This is a genomic window from Delftia sp. NA_296.1, assembly GCF_052692095.1.
Map to the genome: position 1 here is coordinate 284,573 of NZ_JBQZGF010000003.1, position 26,127 is coordinate 310,699.

Genomic DNA, 26,127 nt, shown 5'->3' on the forward strand with positions numbered 1-26,127 from the left:
TCGCAAGTTTAGGTGCACTGTATGAGCGCTAACGCGGAATACAGCTACCTCTGGGATGGCACCGAGCCTGGTTGGGTGGTGCTGGAACACACGCGAGACGAGGCAGAAGTGTTGGTCGCGTTTGGCGTCGATGGGCCGACTCTCGCTGAGATCAAGGCACTCCGCTCGGTGTCAGCGGTCCTCAAAACATCGTCTGCTGCAGATGTTCTCAAACAACTGAGGGGCTTGCGCTCATTCTCTCTTGGTGTGCATGAGAGTCGGGTCGCCCGGAAGCTGCAACTGGATTGCCAGTCGATGGGCCTGAAGGTCTTCGATCTACCGGCTCAAGAGGTGTATCGCAGTCTTATCAATACATTGACAAAGCGGTTCCTGTTGATTGAAGACGAGCAGGCTTGCAGGTCAGTTGTCGCTGACGCCCTTACAAACGGGTTGCGGATTGTGCATTCTAAAAATTGAGATATGTGAAAGACCTCGTTGCCCCAGTGGAATGACCTGGATGGCAGAAGACAAGCGGACCGCTTGTTGCTTCATCGCTCACCTGAAGTTTATGTTCAGAATATTTGGTGGGCGGCGATTGGGCTGATCTAGGTAGTTGTAGCTTTTTCATAACTGTTAGACAAGGGCTCTCGTCTCGCCTTGAAGGGCGGAAATTTTTCGGCTTAGCTGCCATGGCGTCGATCAATTTCTTGCATGCTTTCAATATAACGTTCAAGCAAGCCATGGTGTTGCAATATGCGATATGTATTCCGGCCTGCTGCATCTTTCCGATGAGATTCTTCAATCCCACACCAGGAGCATTTTTCACTTTCTGTAGTTGTGGGCTCCTTGCAGGATTGGCAATATTTATTCGTTTGTTGGAAACCTTCGCCATCAAAAATTATTGTGTCTCCAGATTCATTGATGAAAAACGGCGTTGCTGAAGAGCGGCCAATTCTCATTTCAATATAATCGCATTCCATTGAATTACACTGTTTTTCAACCAGCCGTTTAGTTTCGATGGAAGCTCTCGCACCTACTGTGATAGAAGTTATGCATTCTGCAGGTACATCCATAAGCATAAGGCCATCCAATTTTCGCATTTCGCTGTCGTTCAAAATCATTCGGCGCTCTAATTCGTATGCCCACGCTGTTGTTTTTGTGAAGTAGGCTGCAAAATACAAGCCGTTTTGCAGCATGTGAAAATAACGAGGCTTTCCAATATATTGAGCTCTATCGAATAGAGATTTCAGACCTTGCAAGGGTGTGTCGCGATAGGTGACATTATCAAAATTGCCTTGAGGAAAGGCGGCTTTCAATTTTTCCTCTGAAAATTCAATAACTATTCCTGAGTGATTTCTGGCATAGTGAGCCCACATTGGAATGACTGTTGGGGAGCGTGAAAAGCATGTGGTTGGTAATTGTTGCAGTTTGCCAACGATTTCCTCATAGAATGCAGCTCCTTCAGGGTCTTGGTCAAATTCAACCGTTAAAAAAAGCTCATATGGATCATTGAAATCTTTTGGATATGAGCATTTGAACGTTCCCCCTGTTTCATTAGGAAATATTTTATCGAAGTAGGAGGCGTCTACATATTTATAAAGCATTGTCATTAAATATTACCATTTTCAATTAATTTGAGAGTATCTAAGATTAATAGGCTTATTTATTAATTGGCTCTAGTGAAATCGGATTTTAGGAGGTTGCATAATTTCTATTAAAATCTATATTTTCTCTTGGCCATTTTTTGCCAACTCATTTAAGTGTTTATTTTGCCGCTTACGTCTCAGGAAACCTATACCCCAATCAATACGTCCTGCTGCGTGCCGTTCAGTTCAACCTTTCCAGATGTCAGTCGCGTGCAGGCTGTATATTTTGTGACTGTAACGATAGCTCCTGCCGGAAGTGATGTTCACGGCACAAGTCGATTTTTGCAGAAGTTCCTTAGATCTATCTGCTATCCAATAGAAAAAAGCCCGCAGAGCTTAGTCGGAGGGCTTATTGTTGGGGCACTGCAGTCTCTACTCTGGCACATTTGCCTTGACTGTGTGGATTGGGTTGCTCAGGATGCGTAAGAAGCCTTTGCCCTGCAGGAAGTTGCGGTAGCAGTTGACGGCAACAGCCTGAGCTTCGCGCGCCACGTCTGTGCCAGCGGCAATGACTTGGCCGTCTTCGGTAATGATGGCCAGCCGCCCGGGCCTTCCATTGATGCTGACGCTCAGCCCCTCATGGCTCACAGCGCTGATTTGCACGCCCTCGATGGCGCCAGTGGGTTGTGTGCCGATCATGCGTGTGCCTCCCCTCTGTTCTTGCGGTACGGCTTTGTAGTGCTCAGGTCGCTATCAGCTTGCAGCATTTCGCCGCCGCTGCTCTCTGTGCGAGCGATCAGCCTGCGCGTCACTTCTTGGATCTCGTGGGCCGTCAACTGCTGCAACTGGAATTCATGCAGATCAATCGCGGTGGTGAGGGCGCCCAGTTCGTAGAAGTGCACGGCGCTGGGATGCCATGCGCTGCCGGCGCGGCAGCGTGCGAAGTAGGCTTCGCATGCGGCCTGGGCGCTGTCGAAATGTTCGGCCAGGCCGTGGACGATGCCCCCGCGCTCTACCTCCTGGGCCACCTGGATAGTGCTGTGCATGACAGTGGCGTGCAGCTCGGTGGCTGTGCCGGCGCGGATCTGCGCGAAGCATTCACGCACGGGGTCGATGATGGAGGCGATCTCCTTGCTCGTCAGCTTGGTGCCGTGGTGATTGATCACGGCAAATGTGTCGGGTCGGCCTGCCCAACGGCTGCGGAATGGTTTACGGCGTCCGCTCATGCCAGGCTCTCCAGTTCCTTGGTGTCGAAAATCTCAGCCTTGACGGCGGCGCCAGGCTTGCCCGAAAACTCTACTTTCCAGCCCTCGGCCGTGAGGCCCGCAACTGTGCCGTCCTGCCAGCGGTAGGCGCTGTTTGGGTTGAGAACGCGCACGCGCTTACCGACGATGGGGTCTGCTGTGTAGGGCTCCAGCTCTTCGGCCTCGAAACCCGCACGCTGGCCCACGCCGGCGCCAAATTCCACGATCAGTGACAGATCTCCAAGGCGCACCACGCCCACGCGGCCGCACTCTTTGTGTGGGCGCCCGGTTGTGCCATTGAGGCCAGCTTTTATGCGCACCAGGTCACCTAGCTCGAATGTGATTGCCTGGCTGGTGGCTGCTTGATCTGCTGCCCCGGTGCCGGCGTCCGCACTATCCTGCTATATGACCCCCCATTTCAGCTTGGCCGAACTCACGGCCAGCGCCACGGCACAGCGCCAGGGCCTGGACAACACGCCCACGCCCGAGGCCCTGCAGCGCCTGGCGCTCACGGCCGCGATGCTGGAGCGCGTGCGCGCGCACCTGGGCGTGCCCATCGTCGTGACCAGCGGCTACCGCTCGCGCGCCGTCAATGCAGCCGTGGGCGGTGTCACCAGCAGCGACCACGCTATCGGCGCGGCCGCTGACATCGTGGCGCCGAAGTTCGGCGCGCCCTACGCTGTAGCCAAGGCCCTGGCGCCGCACGTCAACGCGCTGGGCATCGGGCAGATCATCTATGAAAGCGTGGGCGGCAAGCACTGGGTGCACCTGTCCACACGCACGCCGGACAAGCCCGTCAATCGCGTGATCACTGTCAGCGGCAAAAGCACGCTGGTGGGCATTCAGGAGGTCTGACCATGGCGGCCCTGAATCCTCAATCCTGGGCCGTGCGCGTGACTGCTGCTGCGTTGCCCTATGTGTTGCTGGGCGTGGCCTGTGCCGCAGCAGGCGCGGCAGGGGGCTGGTATTTCACGGGGCTGGCCTGGCAGGCCAGCCTCGACCGCGAGGCGCTGGCCCGCGCCAATGCCCAGAGCCTCGCCGACAAGGCAGCCGATATCGCGCGCAAGGTAGACCGCAAAGCTGCTGACACGGCAGCCGGCGAACACGCTGCGGCACTCGAAACCCTGAGCAAACAACTAGGAGGCGCAAATGCGCAAATCGCTCTTCTATCTGGTCGTCAGTGTCTCGATACTGGCACTGTCTGGATGCTCAACGACATCGGCGCCGCTGCCTCCCGTGCAGATGATGTGCGAGCCGCTGCCGGCCACTCTCCGAGTGCGGCCCCGACCTCTGCCCCCGCTGCGCACGACGCTGCCGGATACGCCAGCGAACGGGATGTAGCCGAGGGCCTGGCTGTGTGTCGGAGCGGGTACGCCGAACTGCAGAGCCAGCTCGGCAAGATCCTTGATATCGAGGACGCTAGGTATCCATAAAAAAACCCCGGGGCACTAGGCCACGGGGTTGCTGTTGTGCATGCCTGTCTAGACTACACGCGCTATCGGTCACCTCCTTCAGGAGTGTTCTGCGGTACCCAGATGCGGAACACCTTGGCGCGTTTTGGGTACTGGCGTACCCCATCCACGACGCGGTACGGTCGGTAGATCCAATGACCGTCGGTTCTTGGATCAGTAGTAGAAGAAGACATGTATCTTCCTTTCTGCCTTGTAGGCATAAGGAAGGCCTACACAACTCGTTATACCCATACGGTTTGTCCCACGGGTACACTTGCGCTGTTGCCGCTACGACAACTGCAGGCCTTCTGGTTTGTAATCGGACCGGGGAGAGTTGGCGCTCTCTCCGGCCCACCTCCGCTAAAGTCGCCTTCGACGGATCTAGAAGTCTAGCCTAGATGTCGCGTCGCAACCTGGCAACATAACCCTGGAATTCCGGACCTGCAGGCGTCTTCCGGTTTGCTGACGAAGTTCTTGCTTCGCCGCTGTGTGCATTCAATATCAGCTCACTTTTCGGTAGCACTCTAAGCGCAGGGGGCGGCTGATCCCCTACGTGCACACCACGATGCGCTCGAAAGTGTCCACGACATTCTGGCGGGCCTGCTGCCGAGATCGATCTCCTGCGCTTCTACGTCGGCAGCCAGTACCCGTTAATCCGTTTCAGCCTCGGAGATGTCCGTGCGAGGCGCGATGTTCGAGATAGACAAACGGCAGGAGTAAGACTGGTTGTTGGCGGCACTGCTTGTGTGCACCGCGCTGCCGACGCCGCCCAGGCTCGCGCTATTGCCAGTCACCGGCGCCCTCGAGCTGCAGCGCCGCGCTGACGAACGAGCGGGAGAGCTGGCGCGCATTGCTGATGACGCCCGCTACCGAGACAGTGCTTGCGAGTGCGCTTTCGGCTTGGCCCACGCCATGACTTCAGCAACGGATTAGCAAGTATGTGTTGCCGGTGATCATGTCTACAGAAGGCTATACCGATAGCCTGTGAGTTTGTATATTCTGCGCAGTTTTTTGCTTTAGCTCTGTCATGGGAGTTTGTGACCAATTCGCCTGAGGCCGCCGCCATCATGAGACACCGATAGAACGCGATCTCGTGGGATTTCGATAATTCGATTCGATTCCGTTTCAAGATAAATTACTGCTTCAGTAGTGCGGAGAAGTAGAAATCCATCTATTTTCTGAAGTTGCGTTTGATTTATGGGGTCTTTGATTTCTAGAGTGATTGGGATTCCACCACCGTATCCAACGGTCCTTAGGAACTCTGCATACCACAATGGGTTAAAAAGAATATATATCCAGGCCATAAAGTAGAGAAAGGTTGCTACCCCACTTATCCACCAAATAATTCTTTTATTTGATAGTGCCAGTGTTAATATGAATATATATACGCCGAATCCTAAATTTAGTTCCGAGATTATTGGGATATTTATATTTAGTATTTTTTCAAATAGCAGCCAGTTTTCAAAATATCCAATAAGTCCCCCCACAACTCCTGTCGCTATAGATAGAAGAATAATCTGCCATAGAGGACGCTGAGATAAACGAAGAAAGACATATTTATATTGTTTGTTTACCTTTTCTCTGCGTTTTTCTCCCCAGTTAAAAGTGTATATTAGTGGGTAAAATGTATATTCAAAAGACCACAGGGCAACTTTCACTAGTAGTACACTTAGCAAAAATACTATTGCGCCAGTAAGTAGTAAAGAGAAGCTAGCAAGCGCAACTCCGGCTTTTAGATATGGAATTCCTTCAAGTGGTGGCCTGAATCCATGATATATGGAAAAACTGTACGTTGCGTATTCACTTAGAACTGAAATTATTCCTGCTCCTCCAAGAGCACCAAGCAATGCACCTAAGACTAGCTTTAACGGCATCGCAAAGCTTATTATTTGCGAAAACCTTTTCTTAAAGAAAACGAATCTTGTATGTGCAGAGGGTTTTGGTGTTTTTTTATGTATAAAATGCATGTGAATTATTTTCTGAATTTTAATTGCACATTTTCTGCAGCAGTGTGCTTTTATTTATGAGTGCGCGGTCATTGATTTGTAGATGGGTTTCTTGAGTAGGGCGATATTTCAGATATTGCATAGATACCAGGTAGATATTTCCTCGTCAAGCAGACCGCTCTAACTACGCACTGGTCGATTGGGATAGGTGGCGGACGGGCCTACATGATGGCGGCTACCGGGCGAGACAGGTTATAAGTTGAGGCATGCGGTCTGTCCTTTCGCTGCATAAGTAGACGTTAATTCGAGTATCAAGAGTGAGCGATTGTTGACTTGTGGTGAGCGACCTACTTGGATTGCTCCGGCTCATGGGTTGTTGAGGACTGTTCTCCTGCGATCCAATTGCCTTGCCTGTCCACAGTCAGCAACCGGGCGACGCCTCCGCGTGCGATCAGCACCAGGTCGATCTTGTAGTCTCGCTCCGAGGCATCGGGATGGGGATTGACGCCACGGGCGTACACCACGATGCGCTCAAAAGTGTCCGCAACAAGCTGGCGGGCCTGCAGCCTGGGCTGAATCTCCTGTGCCTGCACGCCTGCAGCCAGCGCACGCCAGGCAGCATCGGCTCCTGAAATATCTGTGCGTGCCGCACCTGCCAAGTCCAGTTCGGCAGCCTGCAGCCGAGCTTGAGCAGTGACCAGATCCATCTCCAGTTGGCGAGCGCGCCGAGCGAATACTGCCGGTGTGCCCTCGTCGGCGCTGGCCAGCATAGCGTCGGTTAGCTTGTCGAGCTGGGCACTGATCTGGTCCACCTCCTGGCGGGCTGTGGCCACTTGGGTGCGCGGCACCTGGCTGCGGTCTGCCCCATACAGCGCTTGCAGGTTCACGATGTCACTGCAATAGGACATGATGGCGCGCTCCACCGGCGCCACGCTGGTGCTCCCAAACACGGCGCATCCACCACCATAGGCAGCAGCCGAAGCGCAGAGCAGCCGCCGGTATCCGTCCCGGATGCGCCCATCGGGTAGGCGCTTCTTTGTTGCCAGGTGCTGGCCTGACATGGGCCGCCCGCAGTACCCGCAAACGGTGATGCCCAGCCCGGTGATGATATGTGGCAGATCGCCCTTGACCCGTCGCCGGCCGCTCTGCGCCGCCACCCGCTGAAGCTCAGTCCACTCGTCTGCACTCAAGACTGCGGGGTAGTAGTCTTTGAGCTGGTATTCCTCGCCGTCAAGGCTTACGGGCTTGATGCCCGCGAGCTGGGGCATCTTGATGATGCGGTAGACCTGGGTTGTGACGTTAACCTGCGTTGTCGAATACAGCCTCAACCCTTCGGCATCGAGTCGCTGCACGATGCCTTTGCCCCCGTGCCCTTGCGTGTACAGCTCAACTGCCCTGCGCACGGCCGCTGCACGCTCAGAGTCGATTTCCCACCCCGTTTCTGTCTCCTTGATCCATTCGGGGTCACGTCCTTGGCGCACACGTCCCCGGTACGTGCCGTTTTGCCATCCCTCGCACAGGCGCCTGATACTGGCCTTGACCCGCTTGCTCTTCGTGTCGCTTTCTTCGTGAGCGCGGATCATCACCAGCAGGCTGTAGACCAGATCCATGGGGTTTTCTTTGAGCCGTGCGCGGCTGTAGGCCTTTCCATCGCTCGCTGTGACCACGGTGATGCCCGCATTTACAATCTGGGCTAGTTGCGCCTGAGCCTGGATGGGCTCTGCGCGAGAGAGGCGGTCCAGCCCCTCCACGATCAGCACAGATCCATGCGGTACACGTCCGTCCTCCACGGCCCGCAGGAACACCCCGAGCGCACCACTTTTTATGTGCTGCTGGTGGTAAGCGCTCAGGCCCTCGTCGCGGAGGGTCAGGCTGCTGTCAAGCTGCAGGCCGTGCTCTGAGGCCCATTTTTCCGCGTATGCCAGTTGCCTGTCCGTGCTGCTCCCCGTTGACTGCTTGGGGTCCGAGAACCGCAGGTAGCTATAGACAAGACCTTTAGAAGTTTTTCCCATGAATGAAACTGCTGTCAAAGTGGATCGGCTGCCCCGTATAGGTATGGTATCCCTCGGGTGCCCCAAGGCACTCACGGACTCCGAACTCATCCTTACCCAGCTCAGCGCCGAGGGCTACCAGACCTCCAAGACCTTCGAGGGCGCTGACCTGGTGATCGTCAACACCTGCGGCTTCATCGATGACGCCGTGCGCGAGAGCCTGGACACCATTGGCGAGGCGCTGGCCGAGAACGGCAAGGTCATCGTCACGGGCTGCCTGGGTGCCAAGGCGGGCAAGGATGGCGGCAACCTGATCCAGGAAGTGCATCCCAGCGTGCTGGCCGTGACCGGGCCGCACGCCACGCAGGAGGTGATGAACGCCGTCCACACCCATCTGCCCAAGCCGCACGATCCCTTCATCGACCTGGTGCCGGGCGCCTTTGGCGAGGCGGGCATCAAGCTCACGCCCAGGCACTACGCCTACCTGAAGATTTCCGAGGGCTGCAACCACCGCTGCACCTTCTGCATCATCCCTTCCATGCGCGGCGATCTGGTTTCGCGTCCGGTGGGCGATGTGCTCAAGGAGGCGCGTGCGCTGTTCGAGGGCGGCGTCAAGGAGCTGCTGGTGATCAGCCAGGACACCTCGGCCTATGGCGTGGATGTGAAGTACCGCACGGGCTTCTGGGACGGCAAGCCGGTGAAGACGCGCATGCTCGAACTGGTGCAGACGCTGGCCGAGATCGCCGAGCCCTATGGCGCCTGGGTGCGCCTGCACTATGTCTACCCGTACCCCAGCGTGGACGAGATCATTCCGTTCATGGCCACGGGCCGCGTGCTGCCCTATCTGGACGTTCCCTTCCAGCACAGCCATCCCGATGTCTTGAAGCGCATGAAGCGCCCCGCCAACGGCGAGAGGAACCTGGAGCGCCTTCAGCGCTGGCGTGAGATCTGCCCGGATCTGGTGATCCGCTCCACCTTCATCGCGGGCTTCCCCGGCGAGACGGAGCAGGAGTTCGAGCACCTGCTGCAGTTCCTGCGCGAGGCGCAGATCGACCGCGCGGGCTGCTTTGCCTACAGCCCGGTCGAAGGCGCTGCCGCCAACGAGATTCCCGGCATGCTGCCCCTGGAAGTGCGTGAGGAGCGCCGTGCGCGCTTCATGGCCGTGGCTGAAGAGGTTTCCACTGCGCGCCTGCAAAAGCGCGTGGGCCAGACCATGCAGGTGCTGGTGGACAAGTCCGTGGGCCTGGGTAAGAAGGGTGGCGTGGGCCGCAGCTATGCCGATGCGCCTGAGATCGATGGCCTGGTGCATCTGCTGCCGCCCGAGAAGGCCAGCAAGACCTACAAGGTGGGCGACTTCGTGAAGGCGCGCATCGTGGGCACGCAGGGCCACGACCTGGTGGGCCAGCCCGTGTAAGGCCTGCATTCGCATCCCTGAAAAGCGGGCAAGGTTTTCCTTGCCCGCTTTTTTTGTCCTTGATGGTCCAAGGCCTGATTTTGATCAAGGCGTTCAGGTCGCTTCGCTGAAATGCTGTACCTACTTTGACGCAAAGAAAGGATGGCGCGAATGAACAGGACCATGAAGGCCGCCGTGGTGCGGGAGTTTGGCAAGCCGCTCACCATCGAGGAAGTCCCGGTGCCCAGGCCCGATCCCGGCCATGTGCTGGTGAAGATCGAGGCCTGCGGCGTCTGCCATACCGATTTGCACGCGGCGCAGGGCGACTGGCCCGTCAAGCCCAATCCGCCTTTCATTCCCGGCCACGAAGGCGTGGGCTATGTGGCCGCCGTGGGTGCAGGTGTCACCCATGTGAAGGAGGGCGACCGCGTCGGCATTCCATGGCTCTACACGGCCTGCGGCCATTGCGAGCATTGCCTGGGCGGCTGGGAGACGCTGTGCGAGCAGCAAAAGAACACCGGCTACTCCGTCAACGGCGGCTTTGCGCAGTACGCGCTGGCCGATGCCAACTTCGTGGGCCTGCTGCCGGGCAGCGTGGACCTGATCGAGATCGCTCCCGTGCTGTGCGCGGGCGTCACCGTCTACAAGGGCCTGAAGGTCACCGACACCAAACCCGGCAACTGGGTGGTGATCTCGGGCATCGGCGGCCTGGGCCACATGGCCGTGCAGTACGCCAAGGCCATGGGGCTGAATGTGGCGGCGGTGGATGTGGATGACGACAAGCTGGCGCTGGCCCGGCGCCTGGGCGCCCAGGTCACGGTCAACGCCATGACCACGGACCCTGCGGCCTACCTGAAAAAGGAGATTGGCAGCGCACACGGCGCCCTGGTGACGGCGGTATCGCCCAAGGCCTTCGAGCAGGCGCTGGGCATGGTGCGGCGCGGCGGCACGGTATCGCTCAACGGCCTGCCGCCCGGCAGCTTCCCGCTGCCCATCTTCAACATGGTGCTCAGCGGCGTGACCGTGCGCGGCTCCATCGTGGGCACGCGGCTGGACCTGCAGGAGTCTCTGGACTTCGCGGCCATGGGCAAGGTCAAGGCCACCGTGTCCACAGACCGGCTGGAGAACATCAACGACATCTTCGCGCGCATGCATGAAGGCAAGATCGAAGGGCGCGTGGTGCTGGACCTGAACGCCTGACGCCTTGCCCACTCCCAAAAAAACAGGCTTCCCTCGGGAAGCCTGTTTTGCCTGGCGCATGCCTTACACCATGCGGCGGATGGGGCGCTTCTTCCAGACCAGCTTGTAGTAGGCGGTCTGCAGGCACAGCGTCAGGGTGTAGGACAGCGGAAGCGCCATCCAGATCCCCATCAGCCCGAAGCCGCGGCTCAGCCACCAGGCCATGGGCAGCTCCAGCACGGCGAGCACCGTGATGGTGATGGCCGTGGGAATGACCACATCGCCGCTGGCACGCATGATGGACGACAGTGCGATGAAGCAGCCCAGCAGCAGGCCGCTCCACAGCACGATGTACAGCAGCTCGATGGCCAGCACCAGCACCTGCTCGTCGGTGATGAACATGCCCAGCAGCGGCCGTGCGAACAGGCTGCCGATCAGGGCCAGTGCGGCGCCCAATGCCAGGTTCATGCGGATGGCTGTGGCCGTGATGGCTCCCAGGCGCTCGCTGCGTCCCGCGCCGATGGCCTGGGCTCCGAGGATGGAGGCCGTGATGGCGACCGAGATCACGGGAAACTGCGCAAACGAGTTGATCTGGTTGACCGCGCCATAGGCGGCCGTGGCGCTGGAGCCGAAGCCGTTGACCAGCGACACGACGACCAGCCCGGCCATGGACGAGGCAATCATCTGCACGCCCGTGGGAATGCCCACGCGCAGGATGCTCTTGAGCAGGGTCCTGTCAATGCGCATCGCCTTCCACAGCGCGGCATTGGGAGCCAGCGGGCTGCCGATGCGGCGCAGCCGCCAGCCCAGCCAGGCCAGCGCCAGTGTGAAGCCCAGGATCATGGACACGCCCGCGCTGGCCACGCCCAGGCGCGGCAGGCCGGCCCAGCCCGCGATCAGCGCCGGGGTGCAGGCCAGGCCCGTGCCCGTGGAGATCAGCAGCGCCAGCATGGGCGAGACCGTGTCGCCCACGCCGCGCAGCAGCGAGGTGGCCAGCAGGAACACGAATAGCCCCGGCATGCCCAGCAGCACGATGCGCGAGTACAGCGTGGCCTGCTCCATGATGTCGGGTGGCGTGCCCAGCAACCGCATCAGCGGCTCGGTGAACAGCCCGCCGAACAGGGCCACGATGGCGCCGAACAGCAGTCCTATGCACATGGCCGTGCCCGCAATCGCGCGCAGCTTGTCATGCATGCGCGCGCCGTAGGCCTGGCCGATCAGCACCGAGGAGCCCGCGCCCAGGCCGATCACGAAGGCGATGAAGAGGAACATCACCGGAAAAAAGGCCGCGACGGCGGCCAGCGCCTGCACGCCCAGCATCTGGCCGATGAAGACGCTGTTGATGGTGCCCGACAGCGATTGCAGGATGTTGGCCAGCACCATGGGGCCCAGGAACACCAGAAAGGTGCGCCACAGCGGCTGGCTGCCGGCAATGGGCGGCCCGCCGTGGCTGGATGCGGCAGGCGCGGCGGCCTGGGGCAGGGGTTCGGTTGGTTTCGTCATGTTGTGTCTGGTAATGCGACGAGAAAAGCAGTGAGGTCGGGCCGGGTCAGGTCTTCAGTCCTGGGCTGGCGCCGCAGGTGAGCCCGCCCATACGGGGCCGCCCAGTTGCTGCAGATAGCTTCGCACATCCTCGGGCCAGGCGGCGGTGTGCCGTGCAAAGGCTTCGGCCTGGCGTGCAAACAGGGCGCGGCTGGCGTCCTCGAAATGGGGCAGGTCGCCCGCCATCTCGCTCATGAAGCGGTAGGCGGCTTCGGTGGCGGCGCGCACGGCATCCTGTGCGGCGTGCTTGCCGCGCGCCTCCTCGATCAGCCTGCGCAGTGCGCCGGAGGCGCCGCCGGGCTGGCGGTTGAGCCATTCCCAGTGGCGCGGCAGCAAGGTCACCTCGCGCGCCACCACGCCCAGCTTGGGGCGGCCCACGCTGCGGGGCGCGGCGGCTTCGGCGGGGGCAGGCGCTGAGGCCAGCTCGCTGCGCCAGTCCAGGTCCAGCCGCATGCCGCTGTGGTCGTCGAAAACCCACAACGGCGGTGCCGATCCACTGCCCTGCGCCTGTTGTTCATGGCTTTGCAGGAACTGCAGGACGGCAGGCCTGTCCCCCTGGAGCAGACGGCCATGGCCCTGGAAGATGGTGTAGCTGGGGGCGGGCTCGGTGGCCGCTGCGCTGGATTTGGTAGTCATGGCGCAGATATTAGCCGGGTAAAAATATCAAGTCAATTAAACCCGGGTTAAATTTTGTTGATCGTGCGGCATGCCGCCAAAGAAAAAGCCCCTGGCAGAGACTGCCAGGGGCTTCGCAGAGGGAACTGCAAGCGTTGTTTAGACGCGCTTGCGGTACTCGCCAGTGCGGGTGTCGATTTCGATCTTGTCGCCCTGGCTCACGAACAGGGGCACGGGCACTTCGAAGCCGGTGGCAATCTTGGCAGGCTTGAGCACCTTGCCCGATGTGTCGCCCTTGACGGCGGGTTCGGTCCAGGTGATTTCGCGTTCCACGGAAGTGGGCAGCTCGCAGGAGATGGCCTTGCCGTCGTAGAACACGACTTCGGCTTCCATGCCGTCTTCCAGGTAGTTGATGGCGTCACCCATGTTGGTGGCTTCCACTTCGTACTGGTTGAAGTCGGCATCCATCCACACGTACATCGGATCGGCGAAGTAGGAGTAGGTGCACTCCTTCTTGTCCAGGATCACGTTGTCGATCTTGTCGTCGGCCTTGAAGACGACTTCGGTGCCCATGTTGCCCAGCAGGGACTTGAGCTTCATGCGGACGGTGGCGGCGCCGCGGCCACCGCGAGCGTATTCGGTCTTCAGGACGATCATCGGGTCCTTGCCGTGCATGATCACGTTGCCGGCGCGGATTTCTTGAGCGATTTTCATAGCTTGCTTGGCTGAGGTTGAGCCGCTCAACAGGGCAGGCAAGCGAAGTCGCTGGGACGGTGCGCCTGCCGCAGTTCCGCGGCGGGTGCAACCCTGGTTGGTCGATGGCGGCCGGCTGGCGGTCGCCCGCAGCGGCGCCTCCAGGGAGGCAAAACGTGCATTCTAGCTTTTTTCGGTCACGAAAGCTTGTAGCTGCTCAATCAATGGGGTCTGTTGCAGCAGCCGCGAGCGTGCCGCCTGCACGCATTCCTGCCATTGCTGCAGCAGCGCAGGCGTGATTGCGGGCAACGTGCTTGCCGGTGCCAGACCGTTCCAGGCATGGTGGAAGGCGCGCAGGCTGGCTGGTGCCTGCAGCCAGTCAAGAAAGGCGTCGAGCTTGTCGTGATGGGCGTCGTCGTGCTGGGGATAGATGTGCCAGACCAGCGGCTGGCCCGCCCACAGTGCGCGTACCAGCGAATCCTCGCCACGCACCAGGTTCAGGTCGCAGGCCCAGAGCATTTCATCGAACTGAGGTTGGGGGCAGGGCTGCAGCGCATGCCGGGTCACCGCGCCTTGTTCCGTGGCGGGCACGCTGGCCATGGCCTGTTGCACGGCGGCGGCTGCGCGTCCCGGGGTCACCAGCAAATGCGTGGCCTGCGGCGCAGGGGGCGCTGCATGCAGTTGGGCCAGCCATTGAGGCAGGGCAGGGGGCTCGTAGCAGAACAGCGAGATGGCGCAATCGCCGGTGCCTATGCCGTGGCGTGTGCGCCAGGCCTGCCGGCCCTCGGAAGCAAAAGCTGCCTGGCGCGCGGCCAGGTCCGGCTCGCGCAGCAGGCCGCCCGTGGCGGCCGTGAAGCCCGGGTAGAAGAACCAGCGCGTCAACCCCGCAGCCGGCCCCGACATCAGCGGCGAGGGCAGGCGGTGGCAGCGCTCCACATAGTCCTCGGCCGACAGGTACTCCAGGTTGATCCACAGCGGTGACCGGCGCGCGATGGCCGCCAGAAAGGGCGGCGGGATCTCGCAGCCGAAGGCCTCGATGACCACATCGCCCACGGCCTGCGGGACATCCTGCGCCCGCGTGGGCCAGTCATGGACGCTGAGTCCGGCCGGGTGCGGCCGGGGAGCCATCCAGGCCAGGGCGCTGGCGTCGTCCATCCACAGCCGCACGCGCTGGCCGCGTGAGGCCAGGTCGGCCGCCGCGCGCCAGCACACGCCGATGTCGCCAAAGTTGTCTATGACCTGGCAGAAGATGTCCCAGGTCCGTACAACGGCCTGCTCTGGCAGAGGGGCCGGGGGGATGGGTTTGAAGGCAAGCATGGGGATCAGGGTTCGCACAGGTGTTCGACCAGCAACTGCGCCACGGGCGGCAGTGCCTCTTGCGAGCGCACGCACAGCATCAGCTGGCGCTCGGCCCAGGGCTCGTCCAGCGCAATGCAGCGCAGCGGCAGGGCGCCCAGGTACAGGCGTGCGCTGCCTTCGGGCAGGATGCCGACGCCCAGGCCCGAGGCCACCATCAGGCACAGCGCGTCATAGCCCGTGACCTTCATGCGCAGCCGGGGCTGCAGGCCCAGGTCGGCCGCGGCGCGCGTGATCTGGTGGTTGAGCGCGCTGCCCGCGTGCATGCCCACCAGGTCATGGTCCAGCACCTGGGCCAGCCGCAGCGAGCGCCGCCGTACCAGCGCATGGCCTTGGGGCACGATGACGATGAGGCGATCGCGCCGGTACGGGCGCAGGCGGATCTTCTCTCCGTAGCTGCCCTGGTTGAGGATGCCGATATCGGCCTCGTTGTCGGCCACGGCGCGTGCGATGTCGCTGCTCACCCGCTCCTGCAGGCGCACGTCCACATGCGGGTGCTGGTCCAGGAAGCGCTGCAGCTGCGAGGGCAGGAACTGGGTGATGGCCGAGATGTTGGCCATCACGCGAACATGGCCGCGCAGGCCGCTGCCGTACTCGCGCATCTGCTCGCCGATGCCGTCCAGGTCGTTGAGCACGCCGCGCGCCATGTTCAGCAGCGCATAGGCGGCGGCCGTGGGTACGCTGCCGCGGTTGCTGCGCGTGAACAGCTCCACCTGCAGCTGGCTTTCCAGCTCGGCCAGCCGCCGGCTGGCGGCCGAGGGGGCGATGTGTTCGCGTGCGGCGGCGCGGGCGATGGCGCTTTCCTCCATCACGGCCACGAACAGGCGCAGCGAAATCGGGTCGAGCTTCATGGGGTGGCGATTATCTCCCGGCCCCGCCCGGCTGGGTTCTGCCATGCCGGTTTGCGATGGCAGCGTCGCGCTTGAGCGTTTTGCAGCGCGCGCGGACGGCGGCAAGATCGGCGCCGCGGCAATGCCATCGGAGGCTGGCCGCAGGAGACAAAGAGGAAGCGCTAACCCATGACACAACAGACAAGGCTGGTTCCCACCCCCGGCGCACTCAACGGTGTGCGCGTGGTCGAGATGGGGCAATTGATCGCAGGGCCGTTCTGCGGCAAGACGCTGGGCGAGTTCGGCGCTGACGTGGTCAAGATCGAGGCGCCGGGCGCGGGCGATCCGCTGCGCAACTGGCGCCTGATCAAGAACGGCACCTCGGTCTGGTGGCAGGTGCAGTCGCGCAACAAGCGCTCGGTGGCGCTGGACCTGCGCCAGCAGGAGGGCCAGGACATCGCGCGGCGCCTGATCGCCGAGGCCGATGTGCTGGTCGAGAACTTCCGCCCCGGCACGCTGGAAGGCTGGGGCATGTCGCCCGAGGAGCTCCATGCGCTCAACCCCGGCCTGGTCATCCTGCGCATCTCGGGCTACGGCCAGACCGGCCCCTACCGCGACCTGCCGGGCTTTGGCGTGATCGGCGAGGCCATGGGCGGCCTGCGCCACCTGACGGCCGAGCCGGGCCGCGTGCCGGTGCGCGTGGGCGTCTCGATTGGCGACACGCTGGCCGCGCTGCATGGCGTGATCGGCGTGATGATGGCCCTGTACCACCGCAAGGTGAACGGCGGTGCCGGCCAGGTCATCGACGTGGCGCTGCACGAGGCCGTCTTCAACGTCATGGAAAGCCTGCTGCCCGAATACAGCGCCTTTGGTGCCGTGCGCGAGGCGGCGGGCAGTGCGCTGCCGGGCATTGCGCCGTCCAATGCCTATCCCTGCCAGGACGGGTGGGTGCTGGTGGCCGGCAATGGCGACTCGATATTCAAGCGCCTGATGGCCACCATCGGCCGCCAGGACCTGGCCGACGATCCGCAACTGGCCGACAACGCGGGTCGCGTGGCGCGCATCGCCGAGATCGACGCCGTCATCGGTGGCTGGACGCGCTCGCAGAGCGTGCAGGCCGTGATGGACCAGTTGGCGGCCGCGCGCGTGCCGGCCGGCAAGGTCTACACGGCCAAGGACATTGCCGAGGACCCGCACTACCGCGCCCGCGACATGATCCTCAGCCAGCACACGCGCGACGGCGACGACATCGAGGTGCCGGGCATCGTCCCCAAGCTCTCGCTCACGCCCGGCACGGTGCGCAGCAGTGCGCCCCATGTGGGCGATGACACCGATGCCGTGCTGGCCGAGGCCGGCCTCACGGCCCAACAGATTGCGCTGCTGCGCAGCAAGGGAGTGATCCAATGAATGCCGTCCACCCCACGGATGTCTGGCAGGGCGCGGGCCGCCGCGTCTTCTTCAACGAGGTCGGCACGCGCGACGGGCTGCAGATGGAGCAGGCCTTTGTCCCCACCGAGGACAAGATCGCCCTGGTCAATGCGCTGTCGCAGGCCGGCCTGTCCAAGATCGAGGTCACGGCCTTTGTCTCGCCCACGGCCATTCCCGCGCTGCGCGATGGCGAGATCGTCATGCGTGAGATAGAACGCCGGCCCGGCACCATCTACACGGCCCTGGTGCCCAATGCCCGCGGCGCCGAGCGCGCCATCGAGGCGCGCACGGACGAGCTCAACCTCGTCATGTCGGTCAGCGAAACCCACAACCTGTGCAACCTGCGCATGCAGCGCAGCCAGTCGTTCGCGGCGCTGGCCCAGGTCGTGGCCACGGCGCAGCAGGCGGGCGTGCCGGTCAACGTCTCGCTGTCGTGCTGCTTTGGCTGCCCCATGGAGGGCGACGTGCCGCAGCAGGAAGTCTTCGACTGGGTGCAGCGCTTTGCCGACCTGGGCGTGCAGGGCATCACGCTGTGCGACACCACGGGCATGGCCTTCCCGACCCAGGTGCGTGCCATGGTGGCCGCCTTCCGGCAGCGCTGGCCGCAGCTGGGGCTGACCCTGCACTTCCACAACACACGCGGTATGGCCCTGGGCAATGTGCTGGCCTCGATCGAGGCGGGCGGCGACCGCTTCGATGCCTCCATCGGCGGCCTGGGCGGCTGCCCCTACGCGCCTGGCGCATCGGGCAATGCCTGCACCGAAGACATCGTCCACGCGCTGCAGCTCATGGGCTACGACACCGGCGTGGACCTGGCGCAGATCGTCGCGGCCGCGCGCAGCCTGCCCGCGCTGATCGGCCATGACACGGCCAGCCAGATCGCCAAGGCCGGTGCCCGGCTGGACCTGCACCAGCCACCAGCCGACTTTGCAGCCATCCGCGAACGGGCCTTGGCCAAGGGCTGAGGTCGGCGCGCATTCTCATTCACAAGAACCGAGCAAACCAAGGAGACAAAGATGAAGAAGATTCAACGCAGACAGATCGCAGCCGTGGCCATGGCCATCGCAGGACTGGGCCTGGGCGGCACAGCCGCGCTGGCCCAGGGCGGCTACCCCGCCAAGACCATCACCATGATCGTGCCGGCCGCAGCCGGTGGCACCACCGACCTGGCGGCGCGCATGGCGGCCCAGGCGCTGGCGCCCGTCATCGGCCAGTCGGTGGTGGTGGACAACAAGGGCGGCGGCAACGGCTCCATCGCAGCCAGCCTGGTCAAGCGTGCCGAGGCCGATGGCTACACCCTGCTCATGCAGTACTCGGGCTATCACGTCATCTCGCCCCACCTGACCAAGGCCCGCATCTGGGAGCAGGGCGACTTCCAGCCCGTGGCCAATGTGCTGTCGGCGCCGCAGATCATCGTGGTGCGCTCCGAGCTGCCCGTGAAGACGCTGGCCGAACTCGTGGCCTATGCCAAGGCCAACCCCGGCAAGCTGAACTACGCCTCGTCGGGCAATGGCTCGCTGCAGCACGTGACGGGCGCCATGCTGGAGCAGCAGGCCGGCATCAAGATGGTCCACGTCCCCTACAAGGGCACGGGTCCCGCGCTGCAGGACCTGCTGGGCGGCCAGGTGGACCTGACCTTCGGCACGGCGCCGCCCTTCATGCCCCATGTGCAAAGCGGCAAGCTGCGCGTGCTGGCCGTCACCGGCGCGCAGCGCCTGCCCAGCCTGCCTGATGCGCCCACCACGGCCGAGGCCGGCTATGCGGGCGTCAACGCCACCTCCTGGTTTGCCGTGTTCGCGCCCGCCGCCACGCCCAAGCCCGTGATCGACAAGCTCACGGCCGACCTCAAGAAGGTGGTGGAGAACCCGGCCTTCAAGCAAAAGGCACAGGAGCAGGGCGCCACGGCGGACTACATGAACCCGCAGCAGCTGGGCGCCATGGTCAAGACCGAGTGGTCCAACTGGGCCCAGGTGGTCAAGTCCTCGAAGATCGAGGCCGAGTAAGAGCCCGGGGGCCCGCAGGCCCGCTGCGGCGGGCCCGGGCAGCGGCCACAATAGGCGCATGTCCGAATCCCATTCCGATGAACTGCTGGCCCAGGTGGCAGCGCTGCCGGGCCTGCCCGGCGTCTACCGCTATTTCGACGCGGCAGGCGGCCTGCTGTACGTGGGCAAGGCCATCAATCTCAAGCGCCGCGTCTCCAGCTACTTCACCAAGAACCATGGCGGCACGCGCATAGGCCACATGGTGGGCAAGATCGCCCGCATGGAGACCACGGTGGTGCGCTCCGAGGCCGAGGCCCTGCTGCTCGAAAACAACCTCATCAAGACGCAGCACCCCAAGTACAACATCCTGTTTCGGGACGACAAGAGCTATCCCTACCTGAAGATCACCGGCGTGGCCGCGCGCGACGGCCAGGCTGGCGAGCCTGCCCACCAGCGCTTCGCGCGCATGGCCTACTACCGTGGCGCCGTGGACAAGCGCCACCGCTACTTCGGTCCCTATCCCAACGCCTGGGCTGTCAAGGAAAGCATCCAGCTGCTGCAAAAGGTCTTCCGGCTGCGCACCTGCGAGGACACGGTCTTTGCCAACCGCTCGCGCCCCTGCCTGCTCTACCAGATCAAGCGCTGCAGCGGCCCTTGCGTGGATCTGATCTCGCCCGAAGCCTATGCGCTGGACGTGCGCAATGCCGAGGCCATGCTGCGCGGCGAAACCCAGGAACTGCTGCGCCAGCTGGAGGCCCGCATGATGGAGCACGCCGGGCGCATGGAGTACGAGCAGGCCGCCGAGGTACGCAACCAGATGACGGCGCTGTCGCGCGTGCTGCACCAGCAGGTCATAGAAACCGCCGACGACCGCGACGTGGACATCCTCGCCGTGAAGGTGCAGGGCGGCCGCGCCTGCGTGAATCTGGCCATGGTGCGCGGCGGCCGCCACCTGGGCGACCGGCCGTACTTTCCCGCCAACCTGGGCGATGCCGCCTCGGTCTACGCCGGCGAGGAAGAGGCCAATCTTGCCGAATCCGCGCGCCCGGTCGAGGACATCGTGCTGGAGGCCTTCATCGCCCAGCACTACACCGGCGTGGCCGTGCCGCCCGTGCTCATCGTCAGCCATCCGGTGGACAAGAAGCTGCTGGCCCTGTTGAGCGAGCAAGGCGGCGTGCGCATCACCGCCGTGCAGCAGCCGCGCGAGCAGCGGCGTATCTGGCTGGAGATGGCGCAAAAGAACGCCGACATCCAGATGGCCCGCCTGCTGGCCGAAGAAGGCTCGCAGCAGGCGCGCACGCGCGCCCTGGTCGAGGCGCTGGACCTGGCCTGCGAGAACCTGGACGAGCTCACCATCGAATGCTTCGACATCTCGCACACGGCGGGCGAGGCCACGCAGGCCTCCTGCGTGGTCTTCCATCACCACAAGATGCAAAGCAGCGAATACCGGCGTTTCAACATCGAAGGCATCACGGGCGGCGACGACTATGCCGCCATGCGCCAGGTGCTGACGCGCCGCTACAGCCGCGTGGCCGAAGCGCAAAGAGAGGCGGGCGGTGCCGAGCTCACGGGCAAGCAGCCGCAACTGCCGGACCTGGTGCTGGTCGACGGCGGCAAGGGCCAGGTCAGCATGGCGCGCGAAGTCTTCGAGCAGCTGGGCCTCGATGTCTCGCGCATCGTGGGCGTGGAAAAGGGCGAGGGGCGCAAGGTCGGCCTGGAAGAGCTGGTCTTTGCCGACGGGCGCGAGAAGATCTACCTGGGCTACGACTCGGCCGCGCTGATGCTGGTGGCCCAGATCCGCGACGAGGCCCACCGCTTCGCCATCACCGGCATGCGCGCGGCGCGTGCCAAGGTGCGCGTGGGCGGCGGCAAGCTCGAGGAGATTCCGGGCGTCGGCCCCAAGAAGCGCGCGCGCCTGCTGCAGCGCTTTGGCGGCGTGCGCGGCGTGTCCGAAGCCACCGTCGAGGACCTGTGCAGCGTGGACGGCATCTCGGCCGCGCTGGCTGAAGATATCTACCGTGCATTGCATTGAAATGACCGTCCCGCAGGCTGCATCGCGGGCCTTGAAACAGAACCTCAAACACCAAGGTACGTGACACAATGGCGGCCATGTTTCTCACAATCCCCACCTTGATGACCTGTACGCGGATCGTCGCGATTCCGCTGATCGTCGGGGTGTTCTACGCGCCGTTCGATGTGGCGACCCGCAACCTGGTCGCCACGGTCATGTTCATCGTCTTCGCGGCCACTGACTGGCTGGACGGCTACCTGGCGCGCAAGCTCAACCAGACATCGGCCTTCGGCGCCTTCCTCGATCCGGTGGCCGACAAGTTCCTGGTCTGCGCGTCGCTGCTGGTGCTGGTGCACCTGCAGCGCACCGATGTGTTCGTGGCCCTGATCATCATCGGCCGCGAGATCGCCATCTCGGCCCTGCGCGAGTGGATGGCGCACCTGGGCGCGGGCAAGAGCGTGGCCGTCCACATGCTGGGCAAGCTCAAGACCACGGCGCAGATGGTGGCCATCCCCTTCCTGCTGTATGACGGCCGCGTGTTCGGCATGATCGACACCGGCGTCTGGGGCCAGGTGCTGATCTGGGTGGCGGCGGTGCTCACCGTCTGGTCGATGGTGTACTACCTGCAAAAAGCCCTGCCCGAGATCCGCGCGCGGGTCACGCACTGAGGGCCTTTCCGGCCGTTCCCGGGATCCTGCGCCAGACACGTCAAACTGTCTGGCGTTGCTATTTTTTTGGAAGCATTTGAATCAGGCAGGGCAGCCGCTGCGGCGTCGTGGATGCGAAGCGGTGAGGCGCATTGCAGCACTGGCAAGGCCTGCAGCGGACAAGTCCATTGTCAACCCTTGTCAATTCGTGAAGCCGCTAGCCTGCGCCGGGCGCAAAAAACCGGCCGCAAAGCCAAAGCTGGCGCCAAAACCGCATAGAATCGTCCCCTGTCGCTGCGATGCGCAGCGTGCATTGACACCTGGAAGGTCGATGGCTTTAATTCACCGATGTCTGCCCCGAGGCAGGCGTCGAACGGCAAGCCAGATTCCGTATCCGTCGCGCCGGGTTTCTGGCCGAGCCAAGTTGGTGGCCGCAGAGACATCCCATTCACTTATTTCTCCAGAGGCATCTTGTGAATAAAACCGAACTGATTGAGCACATCGCTAACAACGCCGACATCTCCAAGGCCGCGGCTGCTCGTGCACTGGATTCCACGATTGAGGCTGTGAAGAAAACCCTCAAAAAGGGTGGTACAGTGTCGCTCGTTGGTTTTGGCACATTCGCCGTTGGTAAGCGCGCTGCTCGTACGGGCCGCAACCCCCGCACCGGCGAAACCATCAAGATCAAGGCCGCCAAGGTTCCAAAGTTCCGTCCGGGCAAGGCATTGAAAGATGCCCTGAACTGACACCAGTCAAGGTGGGGTGCTTAGCTCAGTTGGTAGAGCGGCGCCCTTACAAGGCGTAGGTCGGCGGTTCGACCCCGTCAGCACCCACCAAGAACAAAAGGCGAACGAAAGTTCGCCTTTTCTATTTCTGCCATTGAAAGACGACAGACCATGTTCGAATCCATCCGCAAGCATTCCAAGTTCGTGATGATCTTGTTGTTCTTGCTGATCATTCCCTCGTTCATCTTCGTGGGTGTGAACCAGAACTACTTCACAGAGTCCAGCGTCATCGTCGCACGTGTCGATGGTCATGAGATCAAGCAGGCCGACTGGGAGAACGCGCACCGCATGGAGAGTGATCGCCTGCGCGCCGAGAACCCCAACATCGACCCCAAGCTGCTGGACTCGCCGCAGGCGCGCTACGCCACGCTGGAGAAGATGGTGCGTGACCAGGTGCTGGCCGCTGCCGTGCAGAAGATGCACCTGGCAGCGTCCGATGCCCAGCTGGTGCGCACGCTGCAGGAGATTCCCGCGATTGCCGCGCTCAAGAAGCCTGACGGCTCGATGGATGCCGAGGCCTATCGCGCCCTGGTCGGATCGCAGGGCCTGACGCCCGAAGGCTTCGAGGCCAACCTGCGCCGCGAGCTGTCCATGAACCAGGTGATGGGTGGCGTGACGGGTACGGCCTTTGCGACCGACACCCAGGTCAAGCAGGCCATCGATGCGCTGTACCAGCGCCGCGAAGTGCAGGTGGCCCGCTTTGAAGCCAGCGCCTACGCCAGCAAGGTCCAGCCCACCGAGGCTGACCTCAAGGCCTACTACGATGCCCACACCAGCCAGTTCCAGCAATCGGAGCAGGCCAAGGTGGAATACCTGCTGCTGGACGTTCCCAGCATCGAGGCCGGCATTACGCTGAGCGAAGACGATGTGCGTTCCTACTACAACCAGAACGCCGAGCGCCTGGCCGGCCCCGAAGAGCGCCGTGCCAGCCACATCCTGATCAATGCAAGCAAGGATGCGCCTGCTGCCGAGCAGGAAAAAGCCAAGGCCAAGGCCGAGGAACTGCTGGCCGAGCTGCGCAAGGACCCCAAGCGCTTCGCCGAACTGGCCAAGGCCAATTCGCAGGACGGTGGCTCCGCTGCATCGGGTGGCGATCTGGGCTACTTCGGCCGCGGTGCCATGGTCAAGCCCTTCGAGGACGCAGCCTTCGGCATGAAGGTGGGCGACATCAGCGACGTGGTGCACAGCGACTTCGGCTACCACATCATCTCGCTGGTGGACATCAAGAAGCCCAAGGCGCCGAGCTTCGAGCAGATGCGTCCCAAGCTGGAAGCCGAACTCAAGCAGCAGCAGGCCCAGCGCAAGTTCGCCGAACTGGCGGAAGGCTTCTCCAACGCGGTCTACGAGCAGTCGGACAGCCTGCAGCCCGTGGCCGAGAAGTTCAAGCTCACCGTGCAAAAGGCAGACCATGTGACGCGCCAGCCCGGCCCCAACGTCAAGGGTCCCCTGGCCAACCCCCGCTTCCTGGAGGCGCTGTTCTCCAGCGACTCGCTGAACAACAAGCGCAACACCGACGCAGTGGAGCTGGGTTCCAGCCAACTGGTGGCCGGCCGCGTGGTGGAGTACACGCCTGCCCGCACGCTGCCCATGGCCGAGGTAGCCGACAAGCTGCGCACCCTGTACGTGGCGCAAAAGTCCGCCGAACTGGCCAAGGCCGATGGCGAGGCCAAGCTTGCAGCATGGAAGGCCAAGCCTGATGCGGCGCAACTGCCTGCCGCCAAGGTGATCAGCCGTGACCAGCCCGAAGGCCTGTCGCGCGAAGTGGTGGATGCCGCCCTGCGCGCACCGACCGCTCAGCTGCCTGCCTGGACGGGCGTTGACATGGGTGCCCAAGGCTATGCCGTGGTCAAGATCAACCGCATCGTCGAGCGCCCGGCCGATGATGCACAGGCTGCTGCCGCGCAGAAGCAGGACTTCCTGCGAAGCTCTGCGGTCGCAGAAGCTATGGCATACTACGAGCTTCTCAAGAAACAGCTCAAGGTGCAGATCAAGGTCCCGCGCCCCTGATGAGAGAAATTTCTAGCAAAACAGAAATTTCAGAAATCAAGCAGTTTTTTGGAATAGAATAGCGTTCTTCTACGGTGGCTGTAGCTCAGTTGGTAGAGTCCAGGATTGTGATTCCTGTTGTCGTGGGTTCGAGCCCCATCAGCCACCCCAAATAAAAAGATCCCCAGAGCAGAAATGCTCTGGGGATTTTTGCTTTGGGCGGCAGGGGGGGCTGGTTGTCCCCGAAAGCTCCAGGTACGCCGGGCAAGGTCCCTGCCGGCTGCGGCTGCATGGAGGATGGCGGCATCCTGCCCGTTGCCCGCGTCCCCCGATGCGCCTTTGTTCCTGCTGCTCCCGATCCGTCACGCAACGCCTGTTCCAAAGCATTTGCCTGCTGGTTTTTGGCATATAATCGAATGCTTCAACGGTGGCTGTAGCTCAGTTGGTAGAGTCCAGGATTGTGATTCCTGTTGTCGTGGGTTCGAGCCCCATCAGCCACCCCAAACAAGAAAATCCCCAGTGCAGAAATGCACTGGGGATTTTTGCTTTGGGCGAAAACTTTTTCTTTCTCGGGCTGGAAGCAGGCGGGATATTCGCATGGCCAATCGCGCTGCGGCTGGATTGCGGCCGCTCATGCTGCCGTGGATTTTCAGGCGTTTGATGCGAGGCCTGCCTGCCTGACTTCGCGATCTGCCGTATCGCCACCGTGGCCATGCCCGTTGCGCCGGCCGTTCCGCCGAGCTTGCGTGCGCGGACGGCGGGCCGGGCTTGCTGGATGGGGTGTTGCGCTCTGCGCAGGTTTCTATAAGACAAGTCCTATATTTGTCCCATGACCTGTGTCAATAGGTGTTTTGCATTGCTGTTGAATTACGATTGCAAACATCAATCAAGAGCAATGGCGCAGGGCTTGCAGGCCTGTCGCATGGTCTCCCGCCAACGAGAAGCACGCTTGCATGAAAAATCCCGGTTACACACGCAACGGCTGTCCAGGTGGCAGGTGGCAACGGCCCCGTGGCTTCACCCTCATCGAGATGATGGTTGTGGTGGCGCTGGTCGCGATTCTGGCCGCTCTGGCCGCTCCTTCCTTCATCGTCCAAATAGCCAACCAGCGCGTCAGCTCGGCTGCCCTCGAGTTGCAGTCGTTGCTGCAGCTGGCTCGCTCCGAAGCGGTCTACAAACGGGTGGAAAGCAGCTTCGTGGGCACGGGGCAGACATGGTCCGCCAAATCGGGGGGGCAACTGGTGCGCGAGGCCCGGGTGCCTGATGCCGTGACCGTGTCGCCCTCCGGTGATTCTTCCCAGGGCGTCCTGTTCGAAACCACGGGGACCGCCAAGCAGTTCTCCGGCGCCAGCACGCTGTACACGCTGACCGTCACGGCTCGCCATGCCACGCGCATGCACTGCTTGAGAGTGACTCGCGCCGGGCTTGTGCGCCAGCAGCGGCTGCCTGCCGGCGGCAGTTGCTGATGCGCGTGCAACGGGTC

General features: G+C 62.2%; 24 protein-coding genes and 3 tRNA genes. 16 read left to right on the plus strand and 11 right to left on the minus strand.

Annotated features, from left to right (window positions below; genetic code table 11):
- Nucleotides 1-21 precede the first annotated feature (21 nt).
- Nucleotides 22-456, plus strand: coding sequence for a hypothetical protein (locus ACUTR7_RS09200; RefSeq protein ID WP_445608661.1), 435 nt, complete (start codon nucleotides 22-24; stop codon nucleotides 454-456).
- Nucleotides 457-659: 203 nt separating this feature from the next.
- Here the strand turns inward: ACUTR7_RS09200 and ACUTR7_RS09205 are convergent, their stop codons facing one another.
- The 4 genes from ACUTR7_RS09205 to ACUTR7_RS09220 all read right to left on the minus strand — a co-directional run bounded on the left by ACUTR7_RS09205 (nucleotide 660) and on the right by ACUTR7_RS09220 (nucleotide 3,069).
- The gene (locus tag ACUTR7_RS09205) at nucleotides 660-1,589 is read right to left on the minus strand and encodes a DUF2971 domain-containing protein (protein ID WP_445608662.1); all 930 of its coding nucleotides are present in this window, start codon (nucleotides 1,587-1,589) and stop codon (nucleotides 660-662) included.
- A 408-nt stretch (nucleotides 1,590-1,997) separates the two neighbouring features.
- Nucleotides 1,998-2,264: a hypothetical protein gene (locus tag ACUTR7_RS09210; RefSeq protein ID WP_216293581.1), complete on the minus strand. Its 267-nt coding sequence runs from the start codon at nucleotides 2,262-2,264 to the stop codon at nucleotides 1,998-2,000.
- A complete protein-coding gene (locus ACUTR7_RS09215; RefSeq protein ID WP_445608663.1) occupies nucleotides 2,261-2,791 on the minus strand; it encodes a hypothetical protein in 531 nt (176 codons plus the stop codon). The genes ACUTR7_RS09210 and ACUTR7_RS09215 overlap by 4 nt, the downstream gene beginning before the upstream one ends.
- Nucleotides 2,788-3,069, minus strand: coding sequence for a hypothetical protein (locus ACUTR7_RS09220; protein WP_216293579.1), 282 nt, complete (start codon nucleotides 3,067-3,069; stop codon nucleotides 2,788-2,790). Before ACUTR7_RS09220 ends, ACUTR7_RS09215 begins: the two co-directional genes overlap by 4 nt.
- A gap of 145 nt (nucleotides 3,070-3,214) precedes the next feature.
- Here ACUTR7_RS09220 and ACUTR7_RS09225 point away from each other — a divergent pair, with 145 nt between their 5' ends.
- The gene (locus tag ACUTR7_RS09225; RefSeq protein WP_445608664.1) at nucleotides 3,215-3,664 is read left to right on the plus strand and encodes a D-Ala-D-Ala carboxypeptidase family metallohydrolase; all 450 of its coding nucleotides are present in this window, start codon (nucleotides 3,215-3,217) and stop codon (nucleotides 3,662-3,664) included.
- 2 nt (nucleotides 3,665-3,666) lie between these two features.
- Entirely contained in the window at nucleotides 3,667-4,242 is a 576-nt protein-coding gene (locus ACUTR7_RS09230; protein ID WP_445608665.1) for a hypothetical protein, read from the plus strand.
- Nucleotides 4,243-5,285: 1,043 nt separating this feature from the next.
- Here ACUTR7_RS09230 and ACUTR7_RS09235 read toward each other — a convergent pair.
- Together ACUTR7_RS09235 and ACUTR7_RS09240 are read right to left on the minus strand one after the other, a co-directional pair.
- A complete protein-coding gene (locus tag ACUTR7_RS09235) occupies nucleotides 5,286-6,227 on the minus strand; it encodes a hypothetical protein (protein WP_445608666.1) in 942 nt (313 codons plus the stop codon).
- Between the two features lie 326 nt (nucleotides 6,228-6,553).
- Nucleotides 6,554-8,218: a recombinase family protein gene (locus tag ACUTR7_RS09240; protein WP_445608667.1), complete on the minus strand. Its 1,665-nt coding sequence runs from the start codon at nucleotides 8,216-8,218 to the stop codon at nucleotides 6,554-6,556.
- Between ACUTR7_RS09240 and rimO the strand changes: the two genes are divergently transcribed.
- Entirely contained in the window at nucleotides 8,217-9,611 is a 1,395-nt protein-coding gene (gene rimO, locus ACUTR7_RS09245) for a 30S ribosomal protein S12 methylthiotransferase RimO (protein WP_013803131.1), read from the plus strand. The genes ACUTR7_RS09240 and rimO overlap by 2 nt on opposite strands.
- Nucleotides 9,612-9,761: 150 nt before the next feature.
- Nucleotides 9,762-10,790 (plus strand): alcohol dehydrogenase AdhP, encoded by a 1,029-nt coding sequence (adhP, locus tag ACUTR7_RS09250; RefSeq protein WP_445608668.1) that lies wholly within the window; start codon nucleotides 9,762-9,764, stop codon nucleotides 10,788-10,790.
- Between the two features lie 63 nt (nucleotides 10,791-10,853).
- Here the strand turns inward: adhP and ACUTR7_RS09255 are convergent, their stop codons facing one another.
- From ACUTR7_RS09255 to ACUTR7_RS09275, 5 genes are all read right to left on the minus strand, one after another.
- Nucleotides 10,854-12,272 carry an MATE family efflux transporter gene (locus ACUTR7_RS09255; protein WP_063326577.1) on the minus strand — a complete coding sequence of 473 codons (1,419 nt, stop codon included), beginning with the start codon at nucleotides 12,270-12,272 and terminating at the stop codon, nucleotides 10,854-10,856.
- 54 nt (nucleotides 12,273-12,326) lie between these two features.
- The gene (locus ACUTR7_RS09260) at nucleotides 12,327-12,947 is read right to left on the minus strand and encodes a DUF2239 family protein (protein WP_445608669.1); all 621 of its coding nucleotides are present in this window, start codon (nucleotides 12,945-12,947) and stop codon (nucleotides 12,327-12,329) included.
- A 138-nt stretch (nucleotides 12,948-13,085) separates the two neighbouring features.
- Nucleotides 13,086-13,640: an elongation factor P gene (gene efp / locus ACUTR7_RS09265; protein ID WP_012204719.1), complete on the minus strand. Its 555-nt coding sequence runs from the start codon at nucleotides 13,638-13,640 to the stop codon at nucleotides 13,086-13,088.
- A 162-nt stretch (nucleotides 13,641-13,802) separates the two neighbouring features.
- Nucleotides 13,803-14,936, minus strand: coding sequence for an elongation factor P maturation arginine rhamnosyltransferase EarP (gene earP / locus ACUTR7_RS09270; protein WP_445608670.1), 1,134 nt, complete (start codon nucleotides 14,934-14,936; stop codon nucleotides 13,803-13,805).
- Between the two features lie 5 nt (nucleotides 14,937-14,941).
- Complete coding sequence (locus ACUTR7_RS09275) at nucleotides 14,942-15,826, minus strand: LysR family transcriptional regulator (RefSeq protein WP_012204721.1); 885 nt, start codon at nucleotides 15,824-15,826, stop codon at nucleotides 14,942-14,944.
- Nucleotides 15,827-15,994: 168 nt separating this feature from the next.
- Here ACUTR7_RS09275 and ACUTR7_RS09280 point away from each other — a divergent pair, with 168 nt between their 5' ends.
- The 11 genes from ACUTR7_RS09280 to ACUTR7_RS09330 all read left to right on the plus strand — a co-directional run bounded on the left by ACUTR7_RS09280 (nucleotide 15,995) and on the right by ACUTR7_RS09330 (nucleotide 26,110).
- A complete protein-coding gene (locus ACUTR7_RS09280; RefSeq protein ID WP_043823498.1) occupies nucleotides 15,995-17,212 on the plus strand; it encodes a CaiB/BaiF CoA transferase family protein in 1,218 nt (405 codons plus the stop codon).
- A complete protein-coding gene (locus ACUTR7_RS09285; RefSeq protein ID WP_445608671.1) occupies nucleotides 17,209-18,198 on the plus strand; it encodes a hydroxymethylglutaryl-CoA lyase in 990 nt (329 codons plus the stop codon). The genes ACUTR7_RS09280 and ACUTR7_RS09285 overlap by 4 nt, the downstream gene beginning before the upstream one ends.
- A 51-nt stretch (nucleotides 18,199-18,249) precedes the next feature.
- Entirely contained in the window at nucleotides 18,250-19,236 is a 987-nt protein-coding gene (locus tag ACUTR7_RS09290) for a Bug family tripartite tricarboxylate transporter substrate binding protein (RefSeq protein ID WP_013803125.1), read from the plus strand.
- A gap of 58 nt (nucleotides 19,237-19,294) precedes the next feature.
- Nucleotides 19,295-21,247: an excinuclease ABC subunit UvrC gene (gene uvrC / locus ACUTR7_RS09295; RefSeq protein WP_013803124.1), complete on the plus strand. Its 1,953-nt coding sequence runs from the start codon at nucleotides 19,295-19,297 to the stop codon at nucleotides 21,245-21,247.
- 77 nt (nucleotides 21,248-21,324) lie between these two features.
- Entirely contained in the window at nucleotides 21,325-21,894 is a 570-nt protein-coding gene (gene pgsA / locus ACUTR7_RS09300) for a CDP-diacylglycerol--glycerol-3-phosphate 3-phosphatidyltransferase (protein ID WP_026062576.1), read from the plus strand.
- A 452-nt stretch (nucleotides 21,895-22,346) separates the two neighbouring features.
- Nucleotides 22,347-22,619 (plus strand): HU family DNA-binding protein, encoded by a 273-nt coding sequence (locus ACUTR7_RS09305; RefSeq protein ID WP_012204727.1) that lies wholly within the window; start codon nucleotides 22,347-22,349, stop codon nucleotides 22,617-22,619.
- 14 nt (nucleotides 22,620-22,633) lie between these two features.
- A tRNA-Val gene (locus ACUTR7_RS09310) sits at nucleotides 22,634-22,709 on the plus strand.
- 60 nt (nucleotides 22,710-22,769) lie between these two features.
- Nucleotides 22,770-24,665 carry a SurA N-terminal domain-containing protein gene (locus ACUTR7_RS09315; RefSeq protein ID WP_063326572.1) on the plus strand — a complete coding sequence of 632 codons (1,896 nt, stop codon included), beginning with the start codon at nucleotides 22,770-22,772 and terminating at the stop codon, nucleotides 24,663-24,665.
- A 74-nt stretch (nucleotides 24,666-24,739) separates the two neighbouring features.
- Nucleotides 24,740-24,815: transfer RNA gene (locus tag ACUTR7_RS09320), tRNA-His, on the plus strand.
- A 256-nt stretch (nucleotides 24,816-25,071) separates the two neighbouring features.
- A tRNA-His gene (locus ACUTR7_RS09325) sits at nucleotides 25,072-25,147 on the plus strand.
- Nucleotides 25,148-25,597: 450 nt separating this feature from the next.
- Complete coding sequence (locus tag ACUTR7_RS09330; protein ID WP_013803121.1) at nucleotides 25,598-26,110, plus strand: GspH/FimT family pseudopilin; 513 nt, start codon at nucleotides 25,598-25,600, stop codon at nucleotides 26,108-26,110.
- Nucleotides 26,111-26,127: the final 17 nt, after the last annotated feature.